The sequence below is a fragment of the Lacticigenium naphthae DSM 19658 genome, from assembly GCF_000425865.1.
Classification (GTDB): domain Bacteria; phylum Bacillota; class Bacilli; order Lactobacillales; family Carnobacteriaceae_A; genus Lacticigenium; species Lacticigenium naphthae.
This window is the reverse complement of sequence record NZ_AUEG01000025.1, coordinates 1-15,549: the sequence shown is the minus strand read 5'-3', so window position 1 is coordinate 15,549 and position 15,549 is coordinate 1. Positions and strand designations below refer to the sequence as shown.

The window sequence follows — 15,549 nt, the reverse complement described above, 5'->3', positions numbered from 1 at the left end:
ATTTGAGCGTAGATGTTTTTGTTCCGTTTTTAGTCACTGAATAGTTTTGATTAACAGATCCACAGTGATGACAGGCCTTCGGCTTGTAAGTCAATGTCCCTTGATAAACAAGGTAAGTGGTTCCTTTAAGCGTTTCTTCTGGGCATACGTAATTATTTAGATCAAAAAGAATATTTTCATCTTTAATATTCAACGAATTTCGTATAATATGAGAGTGGGTCATGTAGATTCTCCTTTGATTGGTTTTGGTCGACTTAATTATAAGGGAATCTACTGGCCTTTTTCTATACAAAATAAAAAATCGTATCAGCGAGTTCGTTAGAACTCACCAACACGATTTATTATAGAACCGTTAAATAGAAAGTGACGTGGATGAGAAACTCTTCTCATCCACGTCATTTTCTATTTGAAGGAAAAAATCAGGTGAAAACAACTATGACCTATCTTCTAGAAAAGAGTATTTTTCCACTAATATTCCCTGTGAAGCAAGTCAGCGTAACTTGTTTCAACCCAAAATAAAAAAGGCAGTACACAGTAAATTCAGCTTAGTGTGTACTGTCTTTTTGGTGTTATATTTCAATGAAATGATAAATAGGCTCTTTTTTATCAGGATCTAATTCGACAGATAGATGGTAGCCGTTAAAGAACCATTCATCTTCAGTTTCTGCAAAATAGGGGATTTCATTAACTATTGTTTTAGCTATCGGTTCATGCGGTTCAGCAACTTGTATGCCCACAGAAAAACCAGTATGAACTTCAGTTTTTCCATAAACTTTACCAAAGAAACGAACACCCAATCCAGCACCAATACCCATTTCTTCTTCAAACCATTTGATTGCGTCGTTACTAATTTTTATATCCATTCTGCTATGCACGACAATCCGTGCTTTCCCCCTCTCTAAATCATTCTAAAGTGAATCTAGATATATTATAGATTACTCATTCAATTTGCTTAACAAAGCATATAACTCTTTTTGCTCTTCTCTGGTCAATTTACTGAAGTACTTAATGTGTAAATCATTTAATTGGGGTGCAACTTTAGTATACACGTTATGCCCTTTATCTGTTAAGTGAATACCATTCGTCTTCCACTTTTTTTTCTTTAAAATCAAGCCGGATTGTTCTAATTTTGATAATAAATGTGTAATATTTCCTTGTGTTACCAACAATTTTTTTGCGATTTCCTGTTGGGATAAGACTTTATCTGTCTCTACTAGACGGGCAAGTATTTCAAACTGTGCCTGAGAAATGTTGAAGTCTTTTAATAATGTGGCGGTTGCCTTATTATTTTCTTTATACCACTGAATTAATTGGTGCCAAAGTAAAAACACTCGTTTGTTTTTGGAAGTATGTTCTTCTATGAGCAGATTATCCTCAAAATCAACTGGGAACCATTGTGGAATGGAAACGATTTGATTCCATAAAATAGGAGGAATGACTAGAGTTTCTTTGTCACTTACTCTAATTGCCTGTTGAATTGCATTTCCTTGTCGCCCAAGTATTTTTTTAGCCCACAGAGGATCGATTATCAAAGCTTTTCCTACACTAGCTAAATCAGCTGTTTTCAGAACACATTCAACATCCTCAAGGGTTTTTATGCCACCGACACCGATAAGAGGTATGCGACCATTAATATAGCGGGATATTTGATTTAAAATGGGTTCATTAGATTCAGAATCAAGTAGAGAGGATTTTGTATAATGACCAAGTGAGATGTGTAAATAATCCAGCTCCATATTGCATAATTCGTCTATCAAATAAAAGGTATCTTCTAATCTGATTCCTGGCTCTTCTATTTCCTCAGGAGAAAAACGATAACCGAGAACGAATGGTCGTTCTGCTTCATTAGCAATAACCTCTTGACACCCTCGGATGATCTCTATTATGAACTGCATTCTTTCTTTTCGGTTGCCACCCCATCTGTCTGAGCGAGTGTTCGAATGAGGAGAGTAGAACTGCTGTAACAAATACGTATTGGCTCCATGCAGTTCGACTCCATCAAATCCTGCTAATAGAGCTCGGCGAACGGCTTCTTTGAATTGAATGATCAATTGTTCAATTTCAGTATGGGTCAATTCTTTCGGGGTAACGGCCCATTCTCTGATTGGTGGAATAGGGCTAGGCGCAACCGGAAGAACATCTCCATTGTATTCAGGACGAGACATCCTCCCCCCATGATAGATTTGAAGGATTGCTTTTGCACCGCCTGCTTGAATCACAGAAGCAAGTTGACGCAAACTAGCAATTTGTCCATCATTGGAAGCTCCTAATCCATTTTGAAAAGCTTGTCCTTCAGGAGAGATATATGCACAAGCAGTAATCACTGCTCCAACTTCATGAGATCGTTTATAATAATAATTCAACTCTTCTCTTGAAATCATCCCATTTTCTTGACTCGAGCTCGTAGTCATTGGGGCCATTATAAGCGGATTTCGAAAGGTTGCTCCTGAACGAAATGAAAAAGGATAGTTAATATTATCAGACACAATACTCGCCCTTTCAGTCTTTGATCTGTCCTCACTTTATAACTAAAATGAGGAACTGTCAATCCTCCTTCGTAAAAATAATAATACCGAAAACATGTATTTTAGAATAGGTGACATATTTCATCTCGATTACGTTAGTAGTAGTGTAAGACGTCGACACTTACAAAAACAGATGAGGAGAGTGCAGTATGATCAAACAATGGAATGGTGGAAAAGTAGTGGTTTGCTTTGAAGATGCTGAAAACGAAAAAGTTGTGCGTCGCAGTTACAATGATAGTATGCAAGATTTAGGACCAGAGCAAGTTGAACAGTTTTCAGATGCAATTGCTTCTTTAAGCGTATTGCCTACAATTGAAACAGTCGTTACAGAAGAATTCAAATATATCCGTTAAATTTAACAAAGAAAATATTTTGTTCGTCTATCTATCATATAAATAATGGAGGAATGTAACAATGGCTACAACATTGGAATTGAAGTTCTTGTCAAGTGAAGGAAAAGTTCGTACTTTAAACGTTGCCCATCCAATTTTAGATATTACACCGGAGCAAGTTCAAGCAGCTATGGGTACAATTATTGCACAAGATATGTTCGTTAAAGATGGCGTGAAACCTTTTACTCAAGTAAATTCTGCACGCTATGTGGAAAGAAACACTACGGATATTCTTTCTGCTGAATAAACAAAAAAAGATCAGACATCACTGTCTGATCTTTTTTTGTTTTTAAGAGCCTCTCCCACAGTGCGGGAAAGGAAAAAACAGGGGGACAAGTTAAGTTGTGACTAACGAATTACTTTGGTGCTTTCTGGGTCGAAGAAATGAGATTTACTCATATCAAAAGCCATATCGACCATTTCACCAGGTCTATGGTAATCACGCGCGTCAACTCTAGCGATAAATTCAGTGCTGCCTACTTCAGAATAAAGCATTGTTTCTGCACCAAGTAACTCAGAGACTACCACTTTAGAACGAACTGTGCTTTCCGGGTTCGTATCTAAGGCAATCTGCTCACTCTTGATATCTTCTGGGCGAATACCAAATGTTAATTTGGAATTGTTCCCAAAGCCAGCATTACGCAAGACTTTTAGTCGACCTTCTGGAACTGTAAGGTCAAGAGAGTCTCCATCAGAAATTTTATTTCCATTTAGAGTGACTTCGAAGAAATTCATAGCAGGAGATCCGATGAAGCCACCAACAAATATATTGACAGGTGTATCGTAAACTTCTTTGGGTGAACCAATTTGTTGAATAAGACCATCTTTAAGTATGACGATACGGTCGGCCATTGTCATCGCTTCAGTCTGATCGTGTGTTACATATATAGAGGTGGTATTTAGACGTTGATGTAATTTTGCAATTTCGGCACGCATAGCTACACGTAATTTAGCATCTAAATTTGATAAAGGTTCGTCCATTAAGAATACTTTTGCGTCACGAACAATTGCTCGACCTAAAGCTACACGTTGACGTTGCCCGCCAGATAATGCTGCAGGTTTACGATCAAGTAAAGGTGTTAAGCCTAAGATATCTGCTGCGTTATCAACTCGTTTTTTTATCTCATCTTTTTTATATTTACGCAGTTTCAATCCGAATGCCATATTATCATAAACAGTCATATGAGGATAGAGAGCGTAGTTCTGGAAAACCATCGCAATATCACGATCTTTTGGTGCAACATCATTCATAAGAGTATCCCCTATGTATAGTTCACCGTCTGTAATTTCTTCTAGTCCGGCTATCATACGAAGAGTAGTTGATTTCCCACAACCAGAAGGTCCAACAAATACAATGAATTCGCGATCTTTAATCTTCAGGTTAAAATCTGTAACGGAAAAATCATCTGCATTATCATACTTTTTATAAATATTATTTAAGGCCATTTCTACCATTTTATTCACCTATCCATTCTTATTAGTTTCTTTGTAGCTGACAACTTTAAGTATAGTGTAAGCGTTACCTTTTCGAAAGGGTAGACTGCACAAAATCTAATTCATAAACTTGTGCAACATGACGAAAGATCGAAAGAGTTTTAAAATGAAAAACTAGGAAGAAAAGCTAGTTTATTGTAGACTAGAGAAGGATAAAAAGAAAGAAAGGAATTTATGCATGCAAAAAAGAGGATTTGAAGTAGTCACAACGTATCAAGAAATGGGAATCAATTTACCCAAAAGAGCAACGGACCGATCAGCCGGATACGATTTCGAAGCTGCTCAAGATATTACATTACCTTCAATTTGGAAAGCAGCCTTCTCAGCATTTCAATTGAAAAACTTTGAAGGGAAAGAGACGATCAGTTTTCCTTCTGAAAACAAGGAATATTTAAAGTCTTCTTTGGTCCCTACTGGAATAAAGGCATTTATGCCTAAAAATGAATATCTGTTGCTGGCTAATCGCTCAAGCAACCCTATGAAAAATCAATTAGCATTACCTAATGGAGTGGGGATCATCGATGCAGATTATTATGCAAACGAAAAAAACGAGGGTGAAATATTTTTCCAGTTAATTAATTATGGATTGGAAGATTATACGATCAAAAAAGGAGAGCGTATCGGTCAAGGTATTTTCATGACGTATGCACTTGCCGACCGAGACGAACCTGTTTCTGCTGAACGAGTAGGAGGATTTGGATCCTCAGGAAAATAATACTTTAAAAAGCAATGAATACATTTTTTCATCACGAAAACCCGCTAAATTATGGTATAATAAGGTATTGTATACTCTGATGAAAAGAGGTGAAAGAGTGGCTAAAAAGAAAGCATCAGTCTATGTTTGCCAAGCGTGTGGCTATCAGTCAGCTAAGTTGATGGGAAAGTGTCCCAATTGTGGTGGTTGGAACCAGATGGAAGAAGAGAAACTACCAGGAAAAAGTGAAGGGAACACACGGACGACGTTTGCGGGAAATGTAGCAAAAGCAGAAACAATCAAAGAAATAAAAGTGAGCAAAGAACCGCGTATCAAGACTTCTATAACCGAATTTAATCGTGTACTAGGTGGGGGAGTAGTTCCGGGTTCATTAATATTGATCGGTGGAGATCCAGGTATTGGAAAGTCTACATTACTTCTACAAGTTTCAGCAGAACTTTCTCAAACAGGAGGAATAGTTTTATATGTCACTGGAGAGGAAAGTAGTAGTCAAATAAAAATGCGCGCCGAGCGATTGGAACTGAAGGAGTCTGATTACTATATCTACCCAGAAACGGACATGAATGCTATCCGTTCTGTTATAGAAAAAATAAGACCACAGTTTGTGGTGATCGACTCGATTCAAACGATGCATCATCCTGAAATCGAAAGTATGACGGGTAGTGTTTCGCAAGTTAGGGAATCAACTGCCGAGTTAATGAAAATAGCTAAAACAAATCAAATCGCTATCTTTATTGTTGGACATGTAACGAAAGAAGGAGCCATTGCTGGGCCGAGGATGCTAGAACATATGGTGGATACTGTTCTGTATTTCGAAGGTGAAAGACACCATACCTTCCGAATATTAAGAGCTGTAAAAAATCGATTTGGTTCTACAAACGAAATAGGGATTTTCGAAATGAAAAATGGTGGATTGGAAGAAGTATTAAATCCATCTCAATTATTTTTAGAGGAAAGATTAGCCGGAGCGACCGGATCAGCAGTCGTGGCAGCCTTAGAAGGCACGCGGCCGATCCTGGTTGAAATCCAATCGCTCATCACCCCGACATCATTCGGTAATGCTAAACGGACAGTGAGTGGGTTAGATTATAGCCGGGTTTCACTCATTATGGCGGTACTTGAAAAAAGAGCGGGTTTGCTATTGCAGAATCAAGATGCCTATTTAAAAGCCGCTGGCGGCGTTCGCTTGGATGAACCGGCTATCGACTTAGCGATTGCGATGAGTATTGCTTCCAGTTATGAAGAAAAAGAAACAAAATCGACTGATTGTTTTATAGGAGAAATAGGGCTGACCGGTGAAGTCCGACGCGTAAGCCGTATCGAACAACGGGTAGGAGAAGCAGCTAAACTAGGTTTTAACCGTATTTTTATACCAAAAAACAATATTGGCGGATGGACATTTCCGAAGGATGCTCAAATAATTGCTGTGTCTACGGTTAGCGAAACATTAAAAAAATTATTTCATTAAAAAAAGAAAGAAGGGTTTTTTGTGATTAGTAAAGTGGTTATGATTACGCTTATGCTTGTCGGAGGAAGCCTTGGGTACAATTTTTTGCCTACTGTTTGGGGATTGATACCAAATGTCCCGACAGTAATTGATAATGCAGTGATGAATATCGCACTAGGAGTAATGATTTTTTACTTTTTGTCGATACCAGCTGTCAATCGAATTGAAGAAGGCATCCTAAGACTCGAGGCTTTTCTAAGTGAAAGAAGTGCATCATATTTAATATTTGGAAGTCTAGGCACGATTATTGGACTTATTCTGGGTTGGCTTGTGAACTTATCCTTGATAGGCTTAGGACTTCCATTTATTAGCGATGTTTTTCCAATTATTTTAACAGTAGGATTTTCTTACGTCGGTTTCCGATTGGGAACTTCTAGACGCGAAGAAATTAGACGACTGTTCCAAACAAAAGGAAATAAGAAAGATGAAGAAGAAGATGTATTAGAAAGAAAAGCAGGAGAAAACTTCCGGAAGTATAAAATTTTGGATACGAGTGTGATCATCGATGGGCGCATCTACGATATTGTTAAAACTGGTTTTATTGAAGGGACGCTCCTTATACCTAACTTTGTCTTACAAGAATTACAGCATATAGCCGATTCATCTGATAGTTTGAAACGTGTTCGCGGACGTAGAGGATTGGATATATTGAATTCTCTCCAAAAAGAACCCGGGCTATCTGTTGAAATGTACGATGGAGATGTGAAGGATGTAGAAGAAGTAGATTCTAAGTTAGTACAATTAGCGAAAATTTTAGATGGTGTAGTTGTCACGAACGATTATAACCTGAACAAAGTAGCCGAATTCCAAAACGTTCCGGTATTTAATATCAATGAGTTGGCCAACACCGTAAAACCTGTGGTCATTCCTGGAGAAACTATGCGGGCAATGATCGTCAAGAGCGGAACAGAAAGAAGCCAAGGAGTAGCTTATTTAGACGATGGAACGATGATCGTTGTAGAAGATGGACAACATTACATGAACCAAGCAATAGAGGTCATCGTTACAAGTTCACTTCAAACAGCAGCGGGCAGAATGATTTTTGCTAAACCGGTCCATTCTCAAAAACAAATCAAAGATCGTGAAGAAAATGCATGAAAGCAGCATATGAATGTATTCTGCTAGGTGCCGGTTCAGGAAAAAGAGTCGGAAAATCCATCAATAAAATCCTGCTCCCCTTAGGGAAAAAGCCTCTATACATGCAAGCACTGACCGTCTTTTTGGAAGACGAAGCCTGCAGGAAAATTATTTTTGTTATACGCTCAGAAGACAAAGAACTGATCGAGTCTGATTTAACTGAATGGGCTGTAGCAAATGAAAAAGTCGAACTCGTCGTAGGTGGACTGGAGAGGCAAGATAGTGTCCGTAATGGGTTGAGTAAAGTTTCAGCAACTATTCAATACGTTGTGGTCCACGATGCAGCCCGCCCCTTTATCGACAGGAATTCAGTGGAAGCCTTAAAATTAAAAATGGTAGAGACTGGGGCGGTCACATTAGGTGTCCCGGTGAAAGACACCATTAAGATCGTTAAAGAAGGTCTGGTAGTCCGCACATGCTATCGTCCGGAAGTTTGGCAGATTCAAACACCACAAGCCTTTAAAAAAGAATGGTTACAGCGAGCTTTTGCAAAAGCCGAAAAAGATCGATTTTTGGCGAATGAAGAAGGAGAGTTGCTTGAGAGAGCAGGTTATCCGCTAGCCGTCATAAAAGGAACAGATCAAAACTTTAAAGTGACGACAGTAAATGATTATGTGATTGCAAAGGGAATGTATAACGAATTCGAAAAAGAAAACAAATGAAGATAAAGTCAGTCTGTAGCAATTCGATAAAAATCGTGTTATGTTAAAAAAGAGACTGTATCAGTTAAGGTAAGTAGTCAAAAATTCAGAGATTAAAAGGGGATAATTAATCATGATGAAAAAAGTTCGTGTACGGTATGCGCCTAGCCCAACTGGACATTTACACATAGGAAATGCAAGAACAGCATTATTTAATTACCTATTCGCACGCAATACAGGTGGAGATTTCATTATCCGTATCGAAGATACCGATATAAAAAGAAATATTACCGGCGGAGAAAAAAGTCAACTGGATAATTTAGCCTGGTTGGGTATCGATTGGGACGAAAGCCCAGATAAACCGGGAAAATATGGACCGTATCGTCAGTCTGAACGAAAAGATATTTATGAACCTTTAGTTGACCAGTTACTGGCAAGTAATCGTGCCTATAAATGTTACTGCACATCTGAAGAATTGGAAGCTGAGCGAGAAGCACAACGTGCCCGTGGAGAAATGCCACATTATGGCGGTAAGTGCGCGAATCTTTCTGCGAAAGAAAGAAAAGAAAAAGAGTCTGAGGGTCTGGAACCGGTCATTCGTTTCAGAGTGTCAAAAGACAGTACGTATAATTTCACGGATATTGTTAAAGGTCCCATTAGTTTTGAAGCAACGAGTGTAGGTGGGGATTTCGTTATTATGAAACGTGACGGTATGCCAACATATAACTTTGCTGTAGCGGTCGATGATCATTATATGAAAATCACCCATGTGTTACGCGGGGATGACCATATTGCCAACACACCGAAACAATTAATGGTTTATGAAGCCTTTGAATGGGAAGCTCCTGAATTCGGTCATATGACTCTTATTGTAAATAGTGAAACGGGTAAAAAATTGAGTAAACGTGATGGAGATATTCTTCAATTTATTGAACAATACCGTGAACTTGGCTATTCTGCTGAAGGTTTATTCAACTTTATATCTCTATTAGGCTGGTCTCCAGTTGGAGAAAAAGAACTCTATACACGAGAAGAATTAATTGAAATGTTCGATCCTGCTCGTCTTGGGAAATCACCCGCTGCATTCGATGCAAAAAAATTGGAATGGATCAGCAACCAATACATGAAGGAATTGCCTCTAGACGTAGTAACTGAAAAAGCATTACCTCATCTTATAAAAGCAGGTTATGTAGAAGAAGATCCATCAGAAGAAAAACGCGCTTGGGTACAGGACTTAGTTGCTCTCTATCATGAACAAATGAGTTATGCTGCACAAATCACAGACTTAGCTGCCTTATTCTTTGAAGAAGGTATTGACTGGGATGAAGAATCTAAAGAAGTATTAGCCGGAGAAACAGTTCCGCAAGTATTAGAAAGTTTTGTCGAAAAATTACAGGCAATCGAACCATTTGAAGCAGATGAAATAAAAAAAGCAATTAAAGCAGTTCAAAAAGAAACAGGAATTAAAGGGAAAAACCTCTTTATGCCTATTCGTGTAGCAGTAAGTGGCCAAATGCATGGCCCGCAACTGAATGACACGATTGAAATGCTAGGCAGAGAACGTGCGATTGCGCATATAGAAAAAGCACGACAACTTGTTCAAAAATAAAGACGAAGATAAGAAAAGTAATTTTATAAAAAAGATGCAGAGAGTCCGGTTTGGTGGAAAAGGATACTTTTTTATAGAATGAAATGCCTCTTGGAGTCGGATTTCCGATAGTGTAGGAAATCACGTCCAATCCGCGTTAAGGATTTATCTGAGTAAAAGTGGATACACGTGATCAGCGTCTTTTAATTAAGGCGCTGATTTTTTACTCTCTACGCTTCTCTTGTATAATAGACGCACAGCATAGTAAGGAAACAGAGAAAGGAATGAACCAGTTGTTTAAAGAAATCATTCAAACGATAAAAAAGAATGATCCCTCCGCTCGCTGCACGATGGATATCGTGTTGACTAACCCGGGCTTTTGGGCAATTGTTTATTATAGATTTTCACATTTTTTATATAAAAACCACCTTATTTTGTTAGCCAAAATGGTGACAATGTTTTCGCGATTTTTAACTGGAGTAGAGATCCATCCAGCAGCCAAAATTGGGAAACGGCTGTTTATTGATCACGGTATGGGATTGGTCATCGGAGAAACAGCCATTATCGGCGATGACGTAAAAATATTCCACGGGGTCACTCTTGGTGGGACCGGAAAAGAACACGGCAAACGCCATCCAAATATTGAAAATAATGTTTTACTTTCTGCTTATAGCCAGGTTATTGGGAATATAACCATTGGAGAAAACAGTAAAATCGGAGCCAATGCGGTCGTGTTAGAAGATATTCCAGCAAATTGCACTGCGGTCGGTATGCCTGCAAAAGTCGTGCGCTATGAAGGTGAAAAAGTAGAAGAAACGGAAGCTGAAGCACTCATGCATGGAAGCCATATAGCGAAGGAGGACCCCGCACATGATCAAACTGTATAATACCTTAACGCGACAAAAAGAGACGTTTGAGCCGTTAGAACCGGGGAAAGTCAAAATGTATGTTTGCGGACCCACAGTCTATAATTACATCCATATCGGTAATGCGCGGAGTATTGTGGCATTTGATACCATTCGACGGTATTTTGAATACCGAGGCTACGAGGTGGATTATGTATCCAACTTCACGGATGTAGATGATAAAATTATCAAAGCTGCTAAAGAACTAGAAATTTCTGCACCCGAATTGGCAAACCGTTTCATCGCAGCCTATAAGGAAGATACGCAGAAGTTATGTGTGAAAGAACCGACGGCATCGCCTCGTGTAATGGAGAATATTCCGGACATCATTGCATTTATCCAAGCCCTCATCGACAAGGGCTATGCCTATGTTTCTCAAGGCGATGTATACTATCGCACAAGAAAGTTTGAAGGGTATGGTAAACTGAGTGGCATCTCCATAGACGAATTGGCAGAAGGTGCCAGTCAACGTGTGGTAGAAAATACAAGAAAAGAAGATGCTGTTGATTTCACTTTATGGAAAGCAGCAAAAGAGGATGAAATCAGTTGGGATGCCCCCTGGGGGAAAGGTCGCCCCGGATGGCATATCGAATGTTCCGTGATGGTCAAAAAGTATTTAGGCGAAACCATTGATATTCATGCAGGTGGCCAGGATCTGACTTTCCCGCATCATGAAAATGAAATTGCACAATCTGAAGCGAAGCATGGGCAGACTTTTGCCCGCTACTGGTTACACAATGGGTTTGTTACGATGGATCAAGAAAAAATGAGTAAATCTCTTGGAAATGTTGTGTTTGTTCATGATCTAGTAGAAGAAGTAGATCCTCAAATCATCCGTTTCTTCATGGCTACGGCTCATTATCGTCATCCGATCCACTATTCTAAAGAGACTTTAACAGAAGCCGAAACCAATTTGAAACGGCTGCAAACAGCGTACCAAAATGCTCATCATCGGTTAGCAACGGCTGTAGAGAGGACAACAGAAGATGCCAAGATGCTTGAAAAAGTAGAAAGCGTAGAAAAGGCATTCGTTGAAAAAATGGATGACGATTTTAATACAGCAAATGGGATTTCTGTATTGTACGACTTTGCTAAACAAATCAATATTTATAGTGAAGGGGCAACCGTTTCAAAAACGGTGATCGAAGCAATGCTAAACACAATGCAACGATTGTTGGCCATCTACGGCATCGAATTGAAAACTGAAACGGAATTGTTAGATGATGAAATAAACCAGCTGATCCAAGAACGGCAACAGGCACGCAAAGAGCGGGACTTTCAAAGAGCCGATGACATTCGTGATCAGTTGAAAGCACAAGGGATCTTATTAGAAGATACACCTCAAGGAATTCGCTGGAGAAGAGGAAACGAGAATGGCTGAGATCAACAAATGGAGTTTACTCAATGGATTGGCATTAGCTTATATTGGGGATGCGGCATATGAATTACGTATACGGGAGTATTTATTGACAACAGGAAAGATAAAACCGAACCAATTGCATCGATTGGCTACGCAATTCGTTTCTGCAAAAGCACAAAGCCATTTAATAGCGGCTCTTGTTGCAGCGGAACAATTAAATGAAGAAGAGATCGGTTTTTTTAAACGGGGAAGAAACGCAAAAAGTCATACGTCTGCTAAAAATGCAGATATTCAGACTTACCGTATGTCTACAGGTTTTGAAGCGTTGATGGGTTATTTATATATGAGCGAACAAAGTGATCGTTTAGAGGAACTTACTCATTGGTGCATTCAAAGAATCGAGGAGGATTTTAATGTCAGCTAAACGAAGAAGACCAGCAGATGAAAAGAAGCATCACCCTAGAGAAGAAAAGAAGCATTACCCTAGAGAAGAACAAATGGAAAACGAAATGGAAGAAACACCAAATGAAGACCTAGTCGGTGGACGGATCCCTGCGATTGAAACGTTGAAATCTGATCGTGATATAAACAAAATATTCGTTCAAGAAGGCATATCTGGATCGAAAATCACAGAAGTGGTCAATTTGGCCAAAGAACGTAAGATTCAAATTTCATTTGTTCCGAAAACAAAGCTGGATCAGTTAGTTGAGGGTGTAAATCATCAAGGAGTTGTCGTGGCGGCGTCTCCAATGAATTATGCAACGATCGATGAATTGTTCGAGCGTGCGGAGAGTGCAAAGGAAGATCCATTTTTCATATTGTTGGATGGAATTGAAGATCCACATAACTTAGGCTCGATTTTACGCACAGCAGATGCTGCAGGCGTACACGGGGTGATCATTCCCAAAAGAAGAGCAGTCGGACTGACAGCAACCGTGGCAAAAGCGTCCACGGGGGCTATTGAGCATGTACCGGTTGCACGGGTGACGAATCTGGTCCAGACTATTGCGGAATTGAAAGAACGCGGATTGTGGATTTTTGGGACAGATATGGAAGGCGAGGATTATCGCCAATGGTCTGCCAAAGGACCAATCGGAATCGTTATCGGAAATGAAGGAAAAGGCTTGTCTCGCCTAGTGAAAGATCAGATGGACGGCATAGTAACGATCCCGATGGTCGGTCATGTTCAAAGTCTCAATGCGGGTGTTGCTACGGCATTGCTGATGTACGAAGTATTCCGCAAACGTCAATAAAGAGGGAAACAATCAAGTAGAAAGGGGGCAAAAAGAGTGAAGAAGAATGTGTTATTTGTGGATGGCTACAATATGATCGGGGCTTGGCCAGAGTTAGTGAAGTTGAAACGGATAGATGAACTCGCCGATGCACGGGATGTATTGTTAGCTGTCTTAAGCAATTATGCCAAATATACAGGGATAGAAGTCCGTGTGGTCTTTGATGCTCAATTTGTCCCCGGCATACAACAGCAGTATGATATTTTTGATGTCCAAGTCATTTTCACCAAAGAGGGAGAAACGGCTGACAGCTATATCGAACGTGTAGTTGGGGAAGAAAATTTACTCACTACAAATGTCTCCGTTGCCACCAGTGATTTGGCTGAACAATGGATGGTGTTCCAAAAAGGGGCCGCACGTGTATCAGCAAATGAATTATACAAGCGGATGAAACGTATAGAGAAAACGATTGAAATGGATGCTAACATGTACAACAGTCAGCGCTTCCGACGCAATTCTCCTTTAAAAGCAAAAGATTTAGAGGCCTTAAAAAAATTATACGAACAACTGACCCATTCTGATTAGAGAATTGGGTTTTTTTATTAGCATAAATAAAGCGGAAAAACTAACTTACGGACAATGCTGTTTAAAAAAGACGAAAATTATAAAGGTGTATTTGTACAGTATTAATTAAAGTGATTATATTATTATTAAATAGAAAATTAAATGAGAAAACTCATCGAAATATAATTTAAAAAGCGCTTCCATAATTGCGGATAATAGTGTATATTCATGTGGAAATAGTAATATAATTCATAGAGGAGGAACGATTAAGAGTTACACATTAAAAGCAAATAAAATCATAGAAGGGGAGTATTATATGACAAATAAAAATGAACAGTTGGAGAATGGTCGCACACTTGAATATGTAATCGATCTTCTTCAAAATGGTCCAGAAGATCCATTTGAAGAATTATATAATATGTTCACACCGCTTATTCACAAAGAAATGAAAGACTTATTTATTCGAGGTTATGACCAAGATGATTTTATCCAAGAAGCACGAATCGTCTTGTATAAGGCTGTGATGGAATATAAACCTAAGAAGGAAGTTTCGTTTGGCGTGTTCTATAAAAGTATCTTGTCTAATGAAAAAGTATCAATGATAAGGCATGATAATGCACAAAAAAGACAAGCAACAAAACATGCTTCTTCCCTAGAAGACTTACAAGATAAAGGGTTAGAATACGTAGTCAAGGGAACCAGAGGAGATAGAAACTCCCCGGAAGCATTGGCTATATTGAATGCTAATCTAGAAGAGTATTTTATGGGATTGTCAAGTTTTGAACAAGAGGTCTTTCTTGTAGCATTAAAAGAAAATCCGGAAGCTGATCCACGATTACTTCAGAAATACACGTTTCCTCAAATAAAAAATGCCAATGATCGGTGTCGCAAGAAATTAAAAGAAAATATACTTAAATAAATAAACATTAAAAAGTCTGAGACATAATTTCAGACTTTTTAATGTTTATTTAAATGTTTTTGAAACAACCGGAGTTTGCGGACACGGTCCACGAAAAAGTAGCGACACTACAGGTATTTAATAAATTATAAAAATAGCTGCATTATTCAAGACTGTGATATTTGCAGGATAGGCACTTAAATGGGTATATTAGTACTATAGTTTACTTTTGAGGAAGAAAATCATCTTTGAAACATACTAAGATTAGTAGGTAAAGACCACGACGGTGGTTTTTACCTACTATTTTTCTTTTATAGAGGTATAGTAAGGGTGAAAGGAAGCTCGACTGAAGCCTCAGGGACTATGAGTCCGAAACAAAAACTGAGCTCCCTCACTGTCATTTCTAAATCAGGTTTAAGTATGTGGGACCATGAGTCCGAGTACAGGAAATAAGACACGAAATGAAGCAGTGATGGTCTTTCAATACAAAAGAAAGCGAGGAATAATATGACTTATGTACTAGCTTTAGATGTTTCTATGGGGAAAAGTTATGCCGTCATCTATGAAGATGAAACGTGCTTGTGGGAAGAT

The 15,549-nt window shown here is 38.8% G+C and carries 16 protein-coding genes and 1 pseudogene; 13 read left to right on the top strand and 4 right to left on the bottom strand.

Annotated elements, in window-relative coordinates:
* The 3 genes and pseudogenes from H626_RS11590 to H626_RS11535 form a co-directional block, all read right to left on the bottom strand.
* Positions 1-223 (bottom strand): annotated as a pseudogene (locus H626_RS11590) (ISL3 family transposase); the annotation flags it as partial.
* Between the two features lie 346 nt (positions 224-569).
* Positions 570-863 (bottom strand): HesB/YadR/YfhF family protein, encoded by a 294-nt coding sequence (locus tag H626_RS0109340; protein WP_027109130.1) that lies wholly within the window; start codon positions 861-863, stop codon positions 570-572.
* A 72-nt stretch (positions 864-935) separates the two neighbouring features.
* Positions 936-2,486 (bottom strand): oxidoreductase, encoded by a 1,551-nt coding sequence (locus tag H626_RS11535; protein WP_169449789.1) that lies wholly within the window; start codon positions 2,484-2,486, stop codon positions 936-938.
* Positions 2,487-2,674: 188 nt separating this feature from the next.
* Here H626_RS11535 and H626_RS0109330 point away from each other — a divergent pair, with 188 nt between their 5' ends.
* Entirely contained in the window at positions 2,675-2,878 is a 204-nt protein-coding gene (locus H626_RS0109330; RefSeq protein WP_027109129.1) for a DUF1659 domain-containing protein, read from the top strand.
* A gap of 61 nt (positions 2,879-2,939) precedes the next feature.
* On the top strand, positions 2,940-3,164 hold the full coding sequence (locus H626_RS0109325; RefSeq protein ID WP_027109128.1) for a DUF2922 domain-containing protein: 225 nt from the start codon (positions 2,940-2,942) through the stop codon (positions 3,162-3,164).
* Positions 3,165-3,265: 101 nt separating this feature from the next.
* Here the strand turns inward: H626_RS0109325 and H626_RS0109320 are convergent, their stop codons facing one another.
* Entirely contained in the window at positions 3,266-4,372 is a 1,107-nt protein-coding gene (locus H626_RS0109320) for an ABC transporter ATP-binding protein (RefSeq protein ID WP_027109127.1), read from the bottom strand.
* Positions 4,373-4,589: 217 nt separating this feature from the next.
* On the opposite strand from H626_RS0109320, the gene H626_RS0109315 reads away from it, so the two are divergent.
* The 11 genes from H626_RS0109315 (at position 4,590) to H626_RS0109265 (ending at position 14,979) form a co-directional block, all read left to right on the top strand.
* Positions 4,590-5,126, top strand: a complete 537-nt coding sequence (locus tag H626_RS0109315) for a dCTP deaminase/dUTPase family protein (RefSeq protein WP_027109126.1) — start codon at positions 4,590-4,592, stop codon at positions 5,124-5,126.
* Positions 5,127-5,223: 97 nt separating this feature from the next.
* Complete coding sequence (gene radA, locus H626_RS0109310; protein ID WP_027109125.1) at positions 5,224-6,594, top strand: DNA repair protein RadA; 1,371 nt, start codon at positions 5,224-5,226, stop codon at positions 6,592-6,594.
* Positions 6,595-6,615: 21 nt separating this feature from the next.
* Positions 6,616-7,731 (top strand): PIN/TRAM domain-containing protein, encoded by a 1,116-nt coding sequence (locus H626_RS0109305; protein WP_027109124.1) that lies wholly within the window; start codon positions 6,616-6,618, stop codon positions 7,729-7,731.
* Positions 7,728-8,432: a 2-C-methyl-D-erythritol 4-phosphate cytidylyltransferase gene (gene ispD / locus H626_RS0109300; RefSeq protein WP_027109123.1), complete on the top strand. Its 705-nt coding sequence runs from the start codon at positions 7,728-7,730 to the stop codon at positions 8,430-8,432. Before H626_RS0109305 ends, ispD begins: the two co-directional genes overlap by 4 nt.
* 115 nt (positions 8,433-8,547) lie before the next feature.
* Positions 8,548-10,020, top strand: coding sequence for a glutamate--tRNA ligase (gltX, locus tag H626_RS0109295; RefSeq protein ID WP_027109122.1), 1,473 nt, complete (start codon positions 8,548-8,550; stop codon positions 10,018-10,020).
* A 263-nt stretch (positions 10,021-10,283) separates the two neighbouring features.
* Complete coding sequence (epsC, locus tag H626_RS11045; RefSeq protein WP_035619162.1) at positions 10,284-10,886, top strand: serine O-acetyltransferase EpsC; 603 nt, start codon at positions 10,284-10,286, stop codon at positions 10,884-10,886.
* Entirely contained in the window at positions 10,870-12,285 is a 1,416-nt protein-coding gene (gene cysS, locus H626_RS0109285; protein ID WP_027109121.1) for a cysteine--tRNA ligase, read from the top strand. The genes epsC and cysS overlap by 17 nt, the downstream gene beginning before the upstream one ends.
* Before the next feature lies 1 nt (position 12,286).
* Positions 12,287-12,688 (top strand): Mini-ribonuclease 3, encoded by a 402-nt coding sequence (locus H626_RS0109280; RefSeq protein ID WP_425411642.1) that lies wholly within the window; start codon positions 12,287-12,289, stop codon positions 12,686-12,688.
* A gap of 85 nt (positions 12,689-12,773) precedes the next feature.
* Positions 12,774-13,517 carry a 23S rRNA (guanosine(2251)-2'-O)-methyltransferase RlmB gene (gene rlmB, locus H626_RS0109275; protein ID WP_027109119.1) on the top strand — a complete coding sequence of 248 codons (744 nt, stop codon included), beginning with the start codon at positions 12,774-12,776 and terminating at the stop codon, positions 13,515-13,517.
* Positions 13,518-13,553: 36 nt separating this feature from the next.
* Positions 13,554-14,081 carry an NYN domain-containing protein gene (locus tag H626_RS0109270; RefSeq protein ID WP_027109118.1) on the top strand — a complete coding sequence of 176 codons (528 nt, stop codon included), beginning with the start codon at positions 13,554-13,556 and terminating at the stop codon, positions 14,079-14,081.
* Positions 14,082-14,376: 295 nt separating this feature from the next.
* Positions 14,377-14,979: a sigma-70 family RNA polymerase sigma factor gene (locus H626_RS0109265; protein WP_027109117.1), complete on the top strand. Its 603-nt coding sequence runs from the start codon at positions 14,377-14,379 to the stop codon at positions 14,977-14,979.
* Positions 14,980-15,549: the final 570 nt, after the last annotated feature.

Excerpts from the sequence above, each read along its gene's own strand:
- H626_RS0109325 (WP_027109128.1), top strand. The coding sequence starts at position 2,940 with ATGGCTACAACATTGGAATTGAAGTTCTTGTCAAGTGAAGGAAAAGTT.
- H626_RS0109340 (WP_027109130.1), bottom strand. The coding sequence starts at position 863 with ATGGATATAAAAATTAGTAACGACGCAATCAAATGGTTTGAAGAAGAA.
- ispD (WP_027109123.1), top strand. The coding sequence starts at position 7,728 with ATGAAAGCAGCATATGAATGTATTCTGCTAGGTGCCGGTTCAGGAAAA.
- H626_RS0109265 (WP_027109117.1), top strand. The coding sequence starts at position 14,377 with ATGACAAATAAAAATGAACAGTTGGAGAATGGTCGCACACTTGAATAT.
- H626_RS0109315 (WP_027109126.1), top strand. The coding sequence starts at position 4,590 with ATGCAAAAAAGAGGATTTGAAGTAGTCACAACGTATCAAGAAATGGGA.
- H626_RS0109330 (WP_027109129.1), top strand. The coding sequence starts at position 2,675 with ATGATCAAACAATGGAATGGTGGAAAAGTAGTGGTTTGCTTTGAAGAT.
- epsC (WP_035619162.1), top strand. The coding sequence starts at position 10,284 with ATGAACCAGTTGTTTAAAGAAATCATTCAAACGATAAAAAAGAATGAT.
- H626_RS0109320 (WP_027109127.1), bottom strand. The coding sequence starts at position 4,372 with ATGGTAGAAATGGCCTTAAATAATATTTATAAAAAGTATGATAATGCA.
- gltX (WP_027109122.1), top strand. The coding sequence starts at position 8,548 with ATGAAAAAAGTTCGTGTACGGTATGCGCCTAGCCCAACTGGACATTTA.
- cysS (WP_027109121.1), top strand. The coding sequence starts at position 10,870 with ATGATCAAACTGTATAATACCTTAACGCGACAAAAAGAGACGTTTGAG.
- rlmB (WP_027109119.1), top strand. The coding sequence starts at position 12,774 with ATGGAAGAAACACCAAATGAAGACCTAGTCGGTGGACGGATCCCTGCG.